This window comes from Mycobacterium sp. Aquia_216 (assembly GCF_026723865.1).
Lineage (GTDB): Bacteria > Actinomycetota > Actinomycetes > Mycobacteriales > Mycobacteriaceae > Mycobacterium.
The window spans coordinates 69,532-82,514 of the sequence record NZ_CP113529.1 but is presented as its reverse complement, the minus strand read 5'-3'; the positions used below and the strand labels follow the sequence as shown (position 1 = coordinate 82,514).

The window sequence follows — 12,983 nt, the reverse complement described above, 5'->3', positions numbered from 1 at the left end:
CACGCCGCGAACCAGCAGCGTCCGGTTCCACGCGCCCGCCCTTTATTGGCTGGGTATGGTTCGACGATGACGCCGGCCGCACAGCGCGACAGCGGTGGGACCGCCGAAGACGCCACGCGTGGGCGCCCGCGCGACATGCACCGCCGCGCGGCGGTCATCTCCGCGACCCGTGAACTGTTGATCGCCAACGGCTACGACGAAATCACGCTGGCCGGTGTGGCGCGTCATGCCGGGGTGTCGCGGCCGTTTGTCTACGAACACTGGGGCAGCAAGTTCGCGCTCGTTGAGGATGCGATCTTTTCCGCACCCGGAGAATTTCCCGCGATCGACGAACTCCCCTTCGCCGAGGCGTTGACCGGCCTGATCACCGGGATGGTCCGCGTCCAATCCGATCCCGCATATCTGGCCGGCATGCCGGGTGTCGCGACCGTGCTCTATCGCCGGCCCGACCTGGTCGAACAGGTCGAAGCACGCTACATGGCGCCGATCCGGGCACGGTGGGTTGGCCTGATCGAACGCGGAAAGGCCGAGGGCCTGGTGCGGTCCGACGTCGACGGGAGCGCGCTGATGGATACCGTGCGCGGTGCCGTCACGCTGCACACCTCGGTGAACAAGGCACTCGGAGAGTCCGAACTGATCGCCCATCTGTGGTCATTGATCGTGCATGGGATCACTGCCGGTGAGTGACTATCATTTAGTTTCCTTACGTTGTGTAAGGTAATGGCGCTGCGGAGGAGGCATCGGTGACCCTGACCAAGAATTCGCTGCACGCACTCTTCGACCTCAGCGGCCGCACCGCCATCGTCACCGGCGGCACGCGCGGCATCGGGCTATCGATCGCCGAGGGGTTGGCCGAGTGCGGGGCCAATGTGGTCGTCGCCAGCCGGAAGCCGGATGCGTGCGCCGCGGCGGCCGAGAAGCTGCAGGCGCTGGGCGACGGGCGCGCCGTCGGCGTCCCCACACATCTGGGTGACCTCGATGCCATCGAGCGTCTCGTCGACGCCACCGTCGCGGAGTTCGGCGGAATCGACATGGTGGTCAACAACGCCGCCAATGCGCTTTCGCTGCCGCTGGGTGAGTTCACACCCGAAGCGTGGTCGAAGTCGTTCTCGGTCAACCTGCAAGGTCCGGTGTTCCTGATTCAGGCGGCGCTGCCGCACCTGCGCAACAGCGAGCACGCGTCGGTCCTCAACGTGGTATCCGCCGGCGCCTTCATCTATTCGCCTGCGGTGTCGATGTATGCGGCGGCTAAGGCCGCGATGGTGTCGTTCACGCGATCCATGGCCGCGGAGTTCGCATCGCAGGGAATTCGGGTCAATGCCTTGGCGCCCGGCTCGGTCGATACCGACATGGCGCGCGCCAACCCGCCGGAGTTCCTCGAGGTGATGAAGGCCGCGGCGCTGCTGAAGCGAATCGCCGAGCCCGCCGAGATGGTGCCTCCGGCACTCCTATTGCTTTCCGACGCGGGAAGTTTCATCACCGGTCAGACCATCATCGCCGATGGCGGAATGGTAGCCCGGTAGAAGGGTTTGGTCATGACCGACATAGACAGCGCGCTCGACCTCGACGCGGTCATCGGCGAACTGCACGACGATGTCCGATTCGAATTCCACTACATCGGCGTGTTCGAGTTCCGCGACGGGAAGATCACCCTCTGGCGCGAGTTCGACGACCCCATGGTGTCCGCCGCGATGGTCGCGGGGTTCGCCGAAGGCTCCCCCGGGGCGAGCGCGTGAGCGCCGATCCCGCGATCACCGTCGAGCGCCTTGACGACGGCGCCATCGCCGTCATGACGATCAACCGTCCGCACCGTCGAAATGCGTTGGACTCGCAGACCTTAACCGATATGCATCGCCTGCTGGACGGACTGAACGGAGATCCGACGCTGCGAGCGATCGTGGTGACGGGCACCGGAGTCTCGTTTTGCAGTGGTGCCGACCTGAAATCGCAACCCGATGATCTGTCCGACAGTGCGGGCGTCCCATACGCCGAGCTGCGCTCCGCGGCCACCTCGACGGTCGCCATCACCATGGCCGCACAGGAACTCATGGCCTCGGCCTTCGAGAAGATCCATCGGCTGCGGGTACCGGTTATCGCGGCGGTCAACGGGTTTGCGTTGGGGGGTGGCTTCGCGCTGGCGTTGGCATGCGACATCCGGTATGCGGCTGATTCGGCCACGTTCGGCGCGGTGTTCATCCGGCATGGGGTATCGGCATGCGACATGGGCACCAGCTACTACCTGCCACGTCTGGTCGGAGCATCGCGGGCTGCCGAATTGATGCTCACCGGACGGGTATTCGACGCAGCCGAAGCGGTCGCCATCGGATTGGTCCTCGAGGTGGTCGACGCGGCGAGCCTGCTCGACGCTGCTATGGCGAAAGCCCGCGAGATAGCTCAGAATTCGCCGTTAGCGGTCTGGATGACCAAGGAAACCATGTGGCAGACCATCGACTCGCCGAGCCTGCGTCATGCGCTCGACCTCGAGAACCGAACGCAGGTGATGTGCACGGGCAGCGGGGATCTGGCCAACTCGTTCGCCGCATTCCACGACGACCGAATCGCTCGTTGGAACCCATTGTGAGCAACGCAGCAGACAGGAGACTGATACATGGCAAATGCGCTGTGTGAGCGACTCGGTATCGAGTTCCCGCTCTTCGCGTTCTCGCACTGCCGCGACGTGGTCGCGGAGGTTAGCAAGGCCGGTGGATACGGGGTGCTGGGCGCGCTGGCCTACAACGCCGAGCGCCTCGAGGTCGAGCTGTCCTGGATCGACGAGCACGTCGGTGGCCGGCCGTACGGCGTGGACTTCGCGATGCCGGAGAAGTTCGTCGGCAAGGGGGAGGCCTACAGCCTCGATGCGTTGCGTGAACTCATCCCGCCCGGCCACACCGAACACATGGAAAAGGTGCTGAGTAATCATGGCGTGCCGCCGCTACCGGTGGACACCGAACGGCGGGTGATCGCGGCCGGCCTCGCGGTCGAGGCGGAAGGACCCGGCCAGGTAGAGGTCGCGCTGCGCCATCCGGTGTCGATGATCGTCAACGCGCTGGGGCCGCCGCCGACATACGCGATCGATGCCGCGCATGAAAAGGGGGTTCTGGTGGGCGCATTGAGTGGCTCACCGCGCCATGCTCGGCGCAACGTCGATGCGGGAGTGGATGTGATCATCGCCCAGGGCGGCGAGGCCGGGGGACACACCGGCGAGATCGCCACCATGGTTCTGGTGCCCGCGGTCGTGGATGAGGTCGGACCGGACATCCCCGTCCTGGCTGCCGGAGGTATCGGCAACGGCCGGCAGATGGCCGCGGCGATGGCCCTTGGCGCCCAGGGGGCCTGGACCGGCTCGTTGTGGTTGACGGTCGCCGAGGCATCGACGGAACCGTGGGTCGTCGAGAATCTGCTGAAGGCCGGGTATTCCGACACGGTCCGTTCGCGCGCGATGACCGGCAAGCCGGCCCGTCAGATCCGCACCGAGTGGACCGAGGCGTGGGATGGCCCTGACAACCCTGATCCGTTGCCAATGCCGTTGCAGGGCATCGTGTATGCGGATGCCGCCGCCCGGTTCATGCGTGCGCGGTCGAGCGCGCTGTCGGGTTCCCCGGCAGGGCAGATCGTTGGTTCGATCAACAAGGTACGGCGCTCGCGGGAGGTGGTCCTCGACATCGTCGAGGAATGGCTGTCCACCGTGCGACGACTGGCAGAAGACGGCTGAGGAGGAATCGCTGTGGTCACAATCGACAACGACGTCCGGGACATCGACACCGGCACACCCATGACGCGCTTCGCCCGCGGCTGGCACTGCATAGGTCTGGCCGAAAACTTCCGTGACGGAAATCCGCATGCGATCAACGCATTCGGCACCCGGCTCGTGGTGTTCGCCGACTCGGCGGGCGAGCTGCATGTCCTGGACGCGTACTGCCGTCACATGGGCGGCGACCTGTCCCAAGGGACCGTCAAGGGCGATTCGGTGGCGTGCCCGTTCCACGACTGGCGCTGGCAGGGCTCGACCGGTCGCTGCTCACTGGTCCCGTACGCCAAGCGCACGCCCCGATTGGCCCGCACGCGACGTTGGCCGACCGGAGAAGTCAACGGCCAACTGCTTGTCTGGCACGACCCCGAGGGGTCGACGCCCCCCGCCGAGATCCTGCCGCCGACGATCGACGGATACGCGGAAGGCCAGTGGTCGCCGTGGTCGTGGAACTCGATCCTGATTGAGGGATCACACTGCCGCGAGATCGTCGACAACAACGTCGACATGGCCCACTTCTTCTACATCCACCACGCGTACCCGACGTTCTTCAAGAACATCATCGAAGGCCACACGGCGACCCAGATCATGGAATCGAAGGCCCGACCCGATACCACAAAGAATTACGAGAAGCTCTGGGAGGGAACGAAACTTCGTTCCGAGGCAACGTATTTCGGGCCCGCCTACATGATCAACTGGCTGCACAACGACGTGGCGCCGGACTTCACGATTGAAGTGGCCCTGATCAACTGCCACTACCCGGTGACCCACGACTCGTTCGTATTGCAGTGGGGCGTGGCGGTCCAGGAACTGCCCGGACTGCCGGCGGCCAACGCGGCCAAGCTCGCTACCGCCATGAGTCGATCTTTCGGCGAGGGCTTCCTCGAAGACGTCGAGATCTGGAAGCACAAGACACGCATCGAGAATCCGTTACTCACCGAGGAGGACGGCGCGGTGTATCAACACCGGCGCTGGTACGAGCAGTTCTACGTCGACGCCGCCGACGTCACGGCGGAGATGACCGAACGCTTCGAAATCGAGGTCGACACCAACCATGCCAACGGGTTCTGGCAGCGCGAGGTGGCGGAGAATCTCGCGGCGAGCGCGCGGTGAGAGCTTTCTCCTCCCAGATCAGAGGAGATTTCTCCTGACCGTGTCCTGCCGCTCGCCACATCTTGGAGCGGCAGCCGACACGGTGGCGTCAAACTGATGACCGTCGCGCGAGTCGCGATCACCGCAGGTACCCGCGGCATCGGCCTCGCCACGGCGCGGGCATGTGAGCGCGCCGGGATGGCGGTTGCGACCGGCGCTTGCGACTGTGGCCAAAGTGCAGCAGTGGCTGAACAATTGGGGGGCCGTGCGGTCGGGTTGCCCTCGATGTGCGCGACGCGGTCGCCGATGCAATCGGGCTAGCCGAGACCGCCGGTGAGCCCCCTAGCCGCCTGTATTTCGCTTGCCCGATAAGGCCGCCCATCGGGTAGGAGCAAGTCGTGAAACCACAGTTTCGGCGGGGCTGTGTACGGGTGATTCCACGAGTCCCACGGAAAGTAGGTCTGGGTCTTTCCGGCCACGAAACCCCAGTTGAAAGCACCAACGTTGTGCCGCTTGGCAATTGGCAGGATCGTCTCCACGGTGCTGCCTTGAGACCGGGCCATGTATTCGGTGCAGAGGATCGGGCGACCCATTGGCGCCAGTTCGTTGATCTTTGACTCGAAGTCGGCCGGTTTGCCGTAGTTGTGAAAGGTGATCACGTCGGCATTGTCGAGCTGAATGGCGCTGATTGCGCTGCGGCTTCCCGGGTCTCCCCAGGATCCTTGCCACACTCCGCTCGTCAACGGCTGAGCGGGGTCTACCGAACGTGCCCATCGGAACACCTGGGGAAGCAGGTCGGTGACATGCTGCAACTTGTCGGCGCGCTCGACCTTGCGATACTCCTTCGCCGGATTGTCGGGTTCGTTCCACAGGTCCCAACCCAGGACCCGGTCGTCGTTGCGGAACTGACTCAATACTCCCGTCACGTAGTCCTGCATGACGGGGACGTAGCGGGGGTCGCCGAGGCGTTCGGCACCTGGGCTTTGCACCCAACCGGAGTTGTGCACTCCCGGTACGGGCGCGTGCTGAGCGCCGGCCTTGGGGAACGGGTCCCAACAGGAGTCGAACAAGACGAAGAGCGGCTTGATGCCGTGGCGCGAGGCGATTCCGACGAACTGGGAGAGACGGCTTTGGAAGCCCGGGCGATCTGCGGCCCACAACTGGTCGTGCAGGAAGACCCGCATGGTGTTGAACCCGAGTGTCCTGGCCGCACCCAGCTCGCCGTCGATGCGCTGGGGGTCATAGGTGCCCGGCTGAAACATCTCAAGCTGATTGATCGCGTTCGAGGGGATGTAGTTCGCGCCGACAAGCCAGCCCTGCGCACGATACCAATTGTTAGCGCGGTCGGCCGACCACCGGCCGGCTTCCGCTGCGGCGCTAGGCATTTTGGCTAGCGCCGTGCCCGCTGCCAGTATCAGTGGCAGCTTCATAGCCGTTCGGCGGTTCACGTAGTGACACTAGATTTCCCTTGTGCGGCAGGCGGTTCGACGCGCCGATCGCAATCATGCCAGGTTGGTAATTGTGATCTGATCGTGATCTGGCGCTAGCGCAGCTTGCGGCCGTAGTTATCCTTCACGCTCCCGGTGAACATCATCACCGCGTCGACAATCGCCCAGATGACGCTGCCCAGAAGGAGCGGCGCTGCGATAAAGCAGAACAGGGTGAAGACGCACCCGAGCAGACCCAGCAGCAGCTGTGCGACCGCGATCTGGGTCGAGTCGATGTAGAAGCGGCCGATGCCGAACACGCCAAGGAACAGCTGCAACAGCCCCGCTGTGGTGGCGGACTTGTCGGACAGCGGCAGTCCGGTCGCCGGATCGCGTCCGAACGGCGCCGGGTCGCCCAGGTAACCCGCGTAGCCGGTGTATGGCGGCGGCGTTGGATAGCCGGGTTGCGGCGGGTATCCCGGATACCCCGACGGCGGTGGCATCGGTGGACCTTGGGGCGGCACGTAACCGGGCGGCCGCCACCCCTCAGGCGGCGGGCCGTACGGAAATTCGGGTGGGTTCGGCGTCGACATCGACCTCAGTTAACCCGCCCACCGCGGGCCAGTCCATTCGCGGCCATTGCTCGTCCAGGCCCTGGGCCTCATCTGTTGTAGACGCAAACAATTTCCTACTGCTACTATCGCACCAGACATCGTTTCGTCGATCCAGGAGTGCGCGGATGCAGTCCATGTCCTTCGACCCGGCTGTGGCTGGGGTTGGCACTCAGATCGTCGGCAGTGCGATGCAGGCCATCGCGGCCGGTGCATCCGCGTCGCCGACGGTGACCGCACTGATACCCGCCGGTGCGGATGAGGTCTCTACCCTGGCTGCGACGCAGTTCGCGGCGGACGCCACCGAGATGTTGGCTTTGCTCAACGAGGCGCACACCGAATTGGCGAGGATGGGCTCCGCACTGGTCGAGATTGCGCGGGTGTACAACGACACCGACGTCGCCGCGGCCGGCAGGCTTCACCAGATTCGACCGACGATCGGGTACCCACTGGCGGGCTAGCGCACGGGCGCGGCAAATTCGTTGCCTTCGGACGGCGATGTCTCTTCTCTCTTGTGCCCCGGCGGCGCGATACTGACGTGATGTCCGAACGCAACGTGCTCGGCGGCCCGCTGCAACCGTGCGGAACCGAGCCCCTCACCGGCTACTACCGCGACGGTTGTTGCTCCAGCGGGCCCGAGGATGTCGGCCGTCACACGATCTGTGCGGTGATGACCGCCGAGTTCCTCGAGCACCAGCGTTCCATCGGCAATGACTTGTTGACGCCGGTTCCCGAATACCGATTTCCGGGCCTGCTTCCCGGCGACCGCTGGTGTGTTACCGCCCTGAATTGGCTTCGGGCTCACCAGGATGGCTGCGCGGCCCCGGTGGTGTTGGCCTCCACGCACGAACGCACCCTGCAGGTCGTCCCCCTGACGGTGCTGCAGGAACACCAGATCGACGTTCCCGACGACCTGGCTAACTTGTAGGGCTCGCGATCCCCGGTTCGATCCGTCGTGCTGCGGCGCGGACCTGCTCGCTCAGCCGTCTCACCTCGGCCGCAGTCAGATCGGTGAAGGGCGCGGCGCTGATCGACATCGCGACGATCCCGTCGTCGTCGAATATCGGGGCGGAGATGGTGGCGATGCTGTGCATGCCGTTTCCGGTGAGTTCCACGTCCAAGACGTCGATCACCGTGAGGTCGGCGAATGCGCGGGCGAGTCGTGCGGTGATCGCGTCGGGTTCGCCGTCTCCGCGCAGCGCGCGCAGGGCGCTGTAAACCTGCAGGTATTCGCGGCTGAGACGTTCGACGGTGTACCCCCGTTCCCGAATATCGCTGAGCACCGCGGTGATTCGCCGCGATTGCGCGGTGGACGGTTTGCCGAGAGCCTCCAGCCAGGTGCGCCGCGCGGTAGCCGGGCTCCAGGCGATGTAATCGCGCCCGAACGGAGCAACCAGCGGCATGCGCAATCCCCGGTCGATCCGCATCCCGGAAGTCGATTCACCGGCACTGTCCATCACAACGATGGCACTGCCCTCCCGGCGGGCCAGAAATGCTTGTGCCGCTGTCGATTCTGCGAGTTGTTGCAGAATTCCGTGAAACACTCGATCGCCGGCGGGCTTCGCCAGCGACGCAATGCCGGGCCCCCAGGAGTAGGCGGCCGTCGCGATGTCACGCACCACCCACTGATGAGCGGCCAGCGTGGTCAGGATTGCGTGCCCGGTGGCCCGGCTGATGCCCAGCTCGCGGGTGATCTCCGCGAGGGAGAACGCTCGCGTGGGCCGAGACCCGAGCAGCCGCATGACCGCGACCACGCGCTCCGTCGGCGGGGAAGCGGGTTGACGAGGCATCTGCACCGCGTCTACCGTCCGTATCATATTTCGAATCATACGTCGAATATTCGACATTACAGTCGAGGAGGCGATCGCATGGGCGCTGCGGGCTCCGACATCGCCGACATTGATTTCGACGATCTGACCTCCCCGCAGTTGACCGAGGTCCAGCGTCAGATTCTGGAATTCACCGAGGCCAAACACGTCGACTTCGATATCTACCGGATGCTCGCGGAGGCCGCCGAGCAAGCCGGTGCCGACGATCTGGACGACACCGACGGCTTCGGTGACCGCCTGACCGCGCACGTCGCCGCGATCGAAGCCGACGATGGCCTGCGGCAGCTCAGCCGTTCGACCTTGCGGCAACGAGTAGTTCGCCTGCTGCGAAACCGGTTGTCGCTGACCGAGCTAGTCAAGCGCTATCCCGAGATCGAGTCGATTTCGATCGAGAGGCCGATCATCGTCGTCGGGATGCCGAGATCCGGTACCACCCATCTGGTGAATCTCATTGCCGCGGACCCGCGCCGGCGGGCATTGCCGTATTGGGAGAGTCAGGAGCCGGTACCCGCGCGCGGCGAGGGCCCCGACGTCTTCGGGGTTGACCCGCGGTATGCGCGTGCCAAGGCCGAACACGACGCTCTGATGGTCAGCGCTCCCATAGTGGCCGCCATGCACGACCGGTTCCCCGAGGCGATCGAGGAGGAGGTGGAACTCCTGGATCTCGATCTCGCCGGCTATGTCCTGGAATGGCATGCCCGCGTTCCGGATTGGCGCGATTACTACCTTACGCTCGATCAGACGCGGCATTATGCCTATCTGAAGAAGGTCTTGCAGGTGCTGACGTTTCTGCGCGGCCCGCAGACCTGGATCCTGAAGAGTCCCCAGCATTGTGAGCAGCTCGGTCCACTGATGGCGACCTTTCCCGACGCGACGGTGGCCTTCACGCACCGCGATCCCGTCGCGGTCGTCCAGTCGGCCATCACGATGATGGCCTACTCCGATCGGCTGCGCCGCACGAGCATCGATCCGGGGTGGCTGCTGGACTACTGGACGGATCGGGTGCACCGACTGCTCAGCGCGTGTGTCCGCGACCGAGACCTGGTGCCATCCGAGCGCAGCATCGACATCAATTTCCACCAGCTCAACGGCAACGAAATACCGGTGCTCGAAGAGCTCTACCGGCGCGGCGGGGTCGAACTGACACCCAAGGTGCGCAAGCGGTTCCAGCATTACCTCGACGGCAATCCGCGCGGCAAACATGGCCGTATCCGCTACGATCTGCAACGGCACTTCGGGATCTCGGCCGACGAACTGCGTGGGCGGTTCGGCTTCTACTTCGACCGGTTCGACGTCCGCGCCGAATGAGGAGCATCGATGGGTAGCCAAGAGTTCGAGCCGGTCTACCGCAGCAGGCCGGGCGCCGACGGCCTGCGTCCGGCGGCTGCCGAACGGGCCGAGCAGATCGCCCCGGGACTGTGGTGCTCGCCGGGCCTGTCGAACGCGTACCTGCTCACCACCGGCGATGGCCGGGTGATCGTCAACACCGGCATGGGCTTCGAGGGTCCGGTGCACCGCGCCAACTTCGACGCCGTCGACTCCTCGCCGGTGCGCTACATTATCTTCACCCAAGGCCACGTGGACCACGTCGGTGGCCTGGACAGCGTCCGCGATCCCGATACAACCGTTGTCGCCCAGGCCAACTGGATCAAGTGGCGAGACGACAACGAGCGCCTCATCCCCTACCGCGCGAGCCGCAGCGCCTTCGCGTTCAAGGACATCCTGTCGGCGGGCATCGAAGCCATTCAACGTCGCCTCGGCACCACCCGGCTGCCTGGTCAGAGTGTTCCCACTGTCGACCTCGACTTCGAAGACACGCTCACCCTCGAAGTCGGCGGACGTCGCTTGGAGCTGATCTCGGTCCCGGGCGGTGAGACCACCGACTCGCTGGTGATCTGGCTTCCCGATGAGCGAATATGTCTGTGCGGAAACACCTTCGGTCCGATATTCGGTCACATTCCCAACCTCGTCACGATACGCGGGGACCGCTATCGTGACGCCCTGACCGCCATCGCGTCGGTCGAGCGGGTCCGCGATCTTGAGCCGGAACTCCTGGTGACCGGTCACTTCGAACCGATCGCGGGCGCCGAGCGCATCCACCGCGAGCTCAACCGGCTGCGCGACGCCATCGAGTACATTCACGACCAGACCGTGGCCGGGATGAACGCCGGAAAAGATGTCCAGACGCTGATGCGCGAGATCTCCTTACCCGCGGAATACGAAGTGGGCCAAGGCTATGGAAAGGTCTCCTGGGATGTGCGCGCAGTATGGGAGAACTACTCGGGTTGGTTCCACCACCGGTCGACCACCGAGCTCTATCCCATCGGGTTCGACGCCGTCGGTACCGACGTGGTGGAACTGGCCGGAGCTGACGCGCTCGTGGGCCGAGCGAGGGCACACCTCGCCGAGAACCGCCCACTGCATGCCATCCACCTTGCCGAGCTCGTTACCACCGCGCAGCCGGCGCATCCTGGGGCGCGCGAAGTGCTGCGGGAAGCCCATGAAAGTCTGCTGGGCAGCACCACTAATTTCTGGGAAAGAGCCTGGCTCTCGCGACAAATCACGCGTAACTCCTGACGGACGGGAAAGACATCGCCATGTCATTCGTATTGCAGCCCAAAGACTTCTATCACACCGGTATCGTCGTTCCCGACCTCGACGCCGCGATGACCCGCCTCACTGCACTGGCCGGCTACCGGTGGATCACCCCGCTCAGCTATACGTTGCCCTTCCGTACGACGGCCGGGGTTCGCGAACTGACCTCGACGATCGTCTACTCGGTCCAGGCCCCGCACCTCGAACTCGTCCAAGAGGTTCCGGGAACGCCGTGGACCGCAGCGCCGGGTAACGCCGTCCACCATGTCGGCTATTTCACCGACAGCCTGGTCGAGACCGCGCGTGCGTTGGAGAGCAACGGTTTCACCTTCGAAATGACCGGTGAAGTACCGGGTTCGGAGTTTGGGATGTTCGCCTACTACGTCGACGCGTTCGGCACCCGCATCGAGGTCGTCGATCGCGCATTGTTCCCCGACTTCGCCGCGTTCGTCGAATCCATTGCCGCGTCGGGTCCCGCCGGAGTCTGACATGGTATTGACGGTGCTGCGCTTCAACTTCGCCTCCCCGCAAGGGGACCCACGCGTCCAGAGCCAGCTCCTCTCGGGCGCGCTGGAATTGGTGCAATGGGGTGAGTCGCACGGCGTCACGTCGGTGAGCGTCGACGAGCACCACGCCACCGGCCACGGGTGGAGTTGCAACCCGATCATGGCCGCGGCCATGTTCCTGGCGCGCACCTCGACGATGATCGCCAGCGTGGATTGCGCGCTGGGGCCGCTGTGGAATCCGGTCCGGCTCGCCGAGGACATCGCGCTCGTCGACAATATGAGCCGCGGGCGGCTGCACACCACGGTCGGCCTGGGTTATCGGCCTGTCGAATACGATTCGCTGGGACTGGATTTCAGTCAACGGGGCGCACTGATGGACGACCTCGTCGCGCAGGTGCTGGCGGCCTGGTCCGGTGCCGGGGCGGGAATCTGTACCGGTACCTGGACCCGACCGCATCCACCGCTGTACGTCGGCGGCGGCGCGCGCGCCACGGCGCGGCGGGCGGCGCGTTTCGGGCTGCCGCTCAGCCTGGCCGACCATCTGCCCGACATCGCCGCCTACTACCGCGAACTGTGTGCCGCCGCGGGCATCAAGCCGCTCATCCTGATGCCCGGGCCTATCAACCGCGGAATGATCTACCTGCACGAGGACCCCGACCGGGCGTGGGCCGAACTCGGCGAGTACATCCTCTGGGAGGCAGTCACTTACGGTGAATGGTCATCCGACCAACGATCCCTGATGCACCTGCCCGGCGTCCGGACACTGGACGAGGTCAGGGCGTCGGGCAGATACCGGTTCCTGACTCCTGACCAGCTCATCGCCGAAATCCGGGACAGCGACGGCGACTACGGACCACTGGTGTTGCACCCGCTGGTCGGCGGCCTGCCAGTCGACGAAGCGTGGAAATCGGTGCAGCTGCTGACCGACACCGTGCTGCCCGCGCTGATCTCCTCGTAGCCGCGATTGGGCTCGCCGTGAACGGGTACCGCGAGAAGATGATGAGACCTGATTACGTCAAAAAGGGATTCGTGCTTCTCAGCGGTGCGGGCATGCTCGTGCTAACCGTCGCATGCGGAAGTGGCGCGGGCAGTCTGGCGTCGCCACCGCCGGTATCTTCAACGCCGACGTCGCCGTCGACCTCCGGGCCAACGGTACCCGGAGGTGGGTACGGCGG

Annotated in this window: 15 protein-coding genes; 12 read left to right on the top strand and 3 right to left on the bottom strand. The window is 64.8% G+C overall.

What is annotated here, in order from left to right; genetic code table 11:
- The first annotated feature begins 66 nt into the window (after positions 1 to 66).
- The 6 genes from OK015_RS00410 (at position 67) to OK015_RS00385 (ending at position 4,861) form a co-directional block, all read left to right on the top strand.
- On the top strand, positions 67 to 687 hold the full coding sequence (locus OK015_RS00410) for a TetR/AcrR family transcriptional regulator (RefSeq protein WP_268128410.1): 621 nt from the start codon (positions 67 to 69) through the stop codon (positions 685 to 687).
- A gap of 62 nt (positions 688 to 749) precedes the next feature.
- A complete protein-coding gene (locus tag OK015_RS00405) occupies positions 750 to 1,523 on the top strand; it encodes an SDR family NAD(P)-dependent oxidoreductase (protein ID WP_268132353.1) in 774 nt (257 codons plus the stop codon).
- A gap of 12 nt (positions 1,524 to 1,535) precedes the next feature.
- On the top strand, positions 1,536 to 1,736 hold the full coding sequence (locus OK015_RS00400) for a limonene-1,2-epoxide hydrolase family protein (protein WP_268128408.1): 201 nt from the start codon (positions 1,536 to 1,538) through the stop codon (positions 1,734 to 1,736).
- Between the two features lie 53 nt (positions 1,737 to 1,789).
- On the top strand, positions 1,790 to 2,581 hold the full coding sequence (locus OK015_RS00395) for an enoyl-CoA hydratase/isomerase family protein (protein WP_268132352.1): 792 nt from the start codon (positions 1,790 to 1,792) through the stop codon (positions 2,579 to 2,581).
- A 27-nt stretch (positions 2,582 to 2,608) separates the two neighbouring features.
- Positions 2,609 to 3,712, top strand: a complete 1,104-nt coding sequence (locus OK015_RS00390; RefSeq protein ID WP_268128407.1) for a nitronate monooxygenase — start codon at positions 2,609 to 2,611, stop codon at positions 3,710 to 3,712.
- 60 nt (positions 3,713 to 3,772) lie between these two features.
- Entirely contained in the window at positions 3,773 to 4,861 is a 1,089-nt protein-coding gene (locus OK015_RS00385; protein WP_268132350.1) for a Rieske 2Fe-2S domain-containing protein, read from the top strand.
- A 296-nt stretch (positions 4,862 to 5,157) separates the two neighbouring features.
- Here OK015_RS00385 and OK015_RS00380 read toward each other — a convergent pair whose 3' ends face one another.
- The gene (locus OK015_RS00380; protein ID WP_268128406.1) at positions 5,158 to 6,288 is read right to left on the bottom strand and encodes a cellulase family glycosylhydrolase; all 1,131 of its coding nucleotides are present in this window, start codon (positions 6,286 to 6,288) and stop codon (positions 5,158 to 5,160) included.
- Positions 6,289 to 6,383: 95 nt separating this feature from the next.
- Entirely contained in the window at positions 6,384 to 6,860 is a 477-nt protein-coding gene (locus OK015_RS00375; protein ID WP_268128404.1) for a TM2 domain-containing protein, read from the bottom strand.
- Positions 6,861 to 7,006: 146 nt separating this feature from the next.
- On the opposite strand from OK015_RS00375, the gene OK015_RS00370 reads away from it, so the two are divergent.
- Both OK015_RS00370 and OK015_RS00365 read left to right on the top strand, forming a co-directional pair.
- Positions 7,007 to 7,339 carry a PE family protein gene (locus OK015_RS00370; protein WP_268128402.1) on the top strand — a complete coding sequence of 111 codons (333 nt, stop codon included), beginning with the start codon at positions 7,007 to 7,009 and terminating at the stop codon, positions 7,337 to 7,339.
- A gap of 80 nt (positions 7,340 to 7,419) precedes the next feature.
- Positions 7,420 to 7,806: a DUF2237 family protein gene (locus OK015_RS00365; RefSeq protein ID WP_268128400.1), complete on the top strand. Its 387-nt coding sequence runs from the start codon at positions 7,420 to 7,422 to the stop codon at positions 7,804 to 7,806.
- Here OK015_RS00365 and OK015_RS00360 read toward each other — a convergent pair.
- Positions 7,796 to 8,695: an IclR family transcriptional regulator gene (locus OK015_RS00360; protein WP_268128399.1), complete on the bottom strand. Its 900-nt coding sequence runs from the start codon at positions 8,693 to 8,695 to the stop codon at positions 7,796 to 7,798. The genes OK015_RS00365 and OK015_RS00360 overlap by 11 nt on opposite strands.
- Before the next feature lie 51 nt (positions 8,696 to 8,746).
- On the opposite strand from OK015_RS00360, the gene OK015_RS00355 reads away from it, so the two are divergent.
- From OK015_RS00355 to OK015_RS00340, 4 genes are read left to right on the top strand one after another with little or no spacing between them, the layout of a single operon-like run.
- Positions 8,747 to 10,015: a sulfotransferase family protein gene (locus OK015_RS00355; protein ID WP_268128397.1), complete on the top strand. Its 1,269-nt coding sequence runs from the start codon at positions 8,747 to 8,749 to the stop codon at positions 10,013 to 10,015.
- A 9-nt stretch (positions 10,016 to 10,024) separates the two neighbouring features.
- Positions 10,025 to 11,284 carry an MBL fold metallo-hydrolase gene (locus OK015_RS00350; RefSeq protein WP_268128396.1) on the top strand — a complete coding sequence of 420 codons (1,260 nt, stop codon included), beginning with the start codon at positions 10,025 to 10,027 and terminating at the stop codon, positions 11,282 to 11,284.
- A gap of 20 nt (positions 11,285 to 11,304) precedes the next feature.
- Complete coding sequence (locus OK015_RS00345; RefSeq protein WP_268128395.1) at positions 11,305 to 11,790, top strand: VOC family protein; 486 nt, start codon at positions 11,305 to 11,307, stop codon at positions 11,788 to 11,790.
- A gap of 1 nt (position 11,791) precedes the next feature.
- Positions 11,792 to 12,766, top strand: coding sequence for an LLM class flavin-dependent oxidoreductase (locus OK015_RS00340; RefSeq protein WP_268128394.1), 975 nt, complete (start codon positions 11,792 to 11,794; stop codon positions 12,764 to 12,766).
- Positions 12,767 to 12,983: the final 217 nt, after the last annotated feature.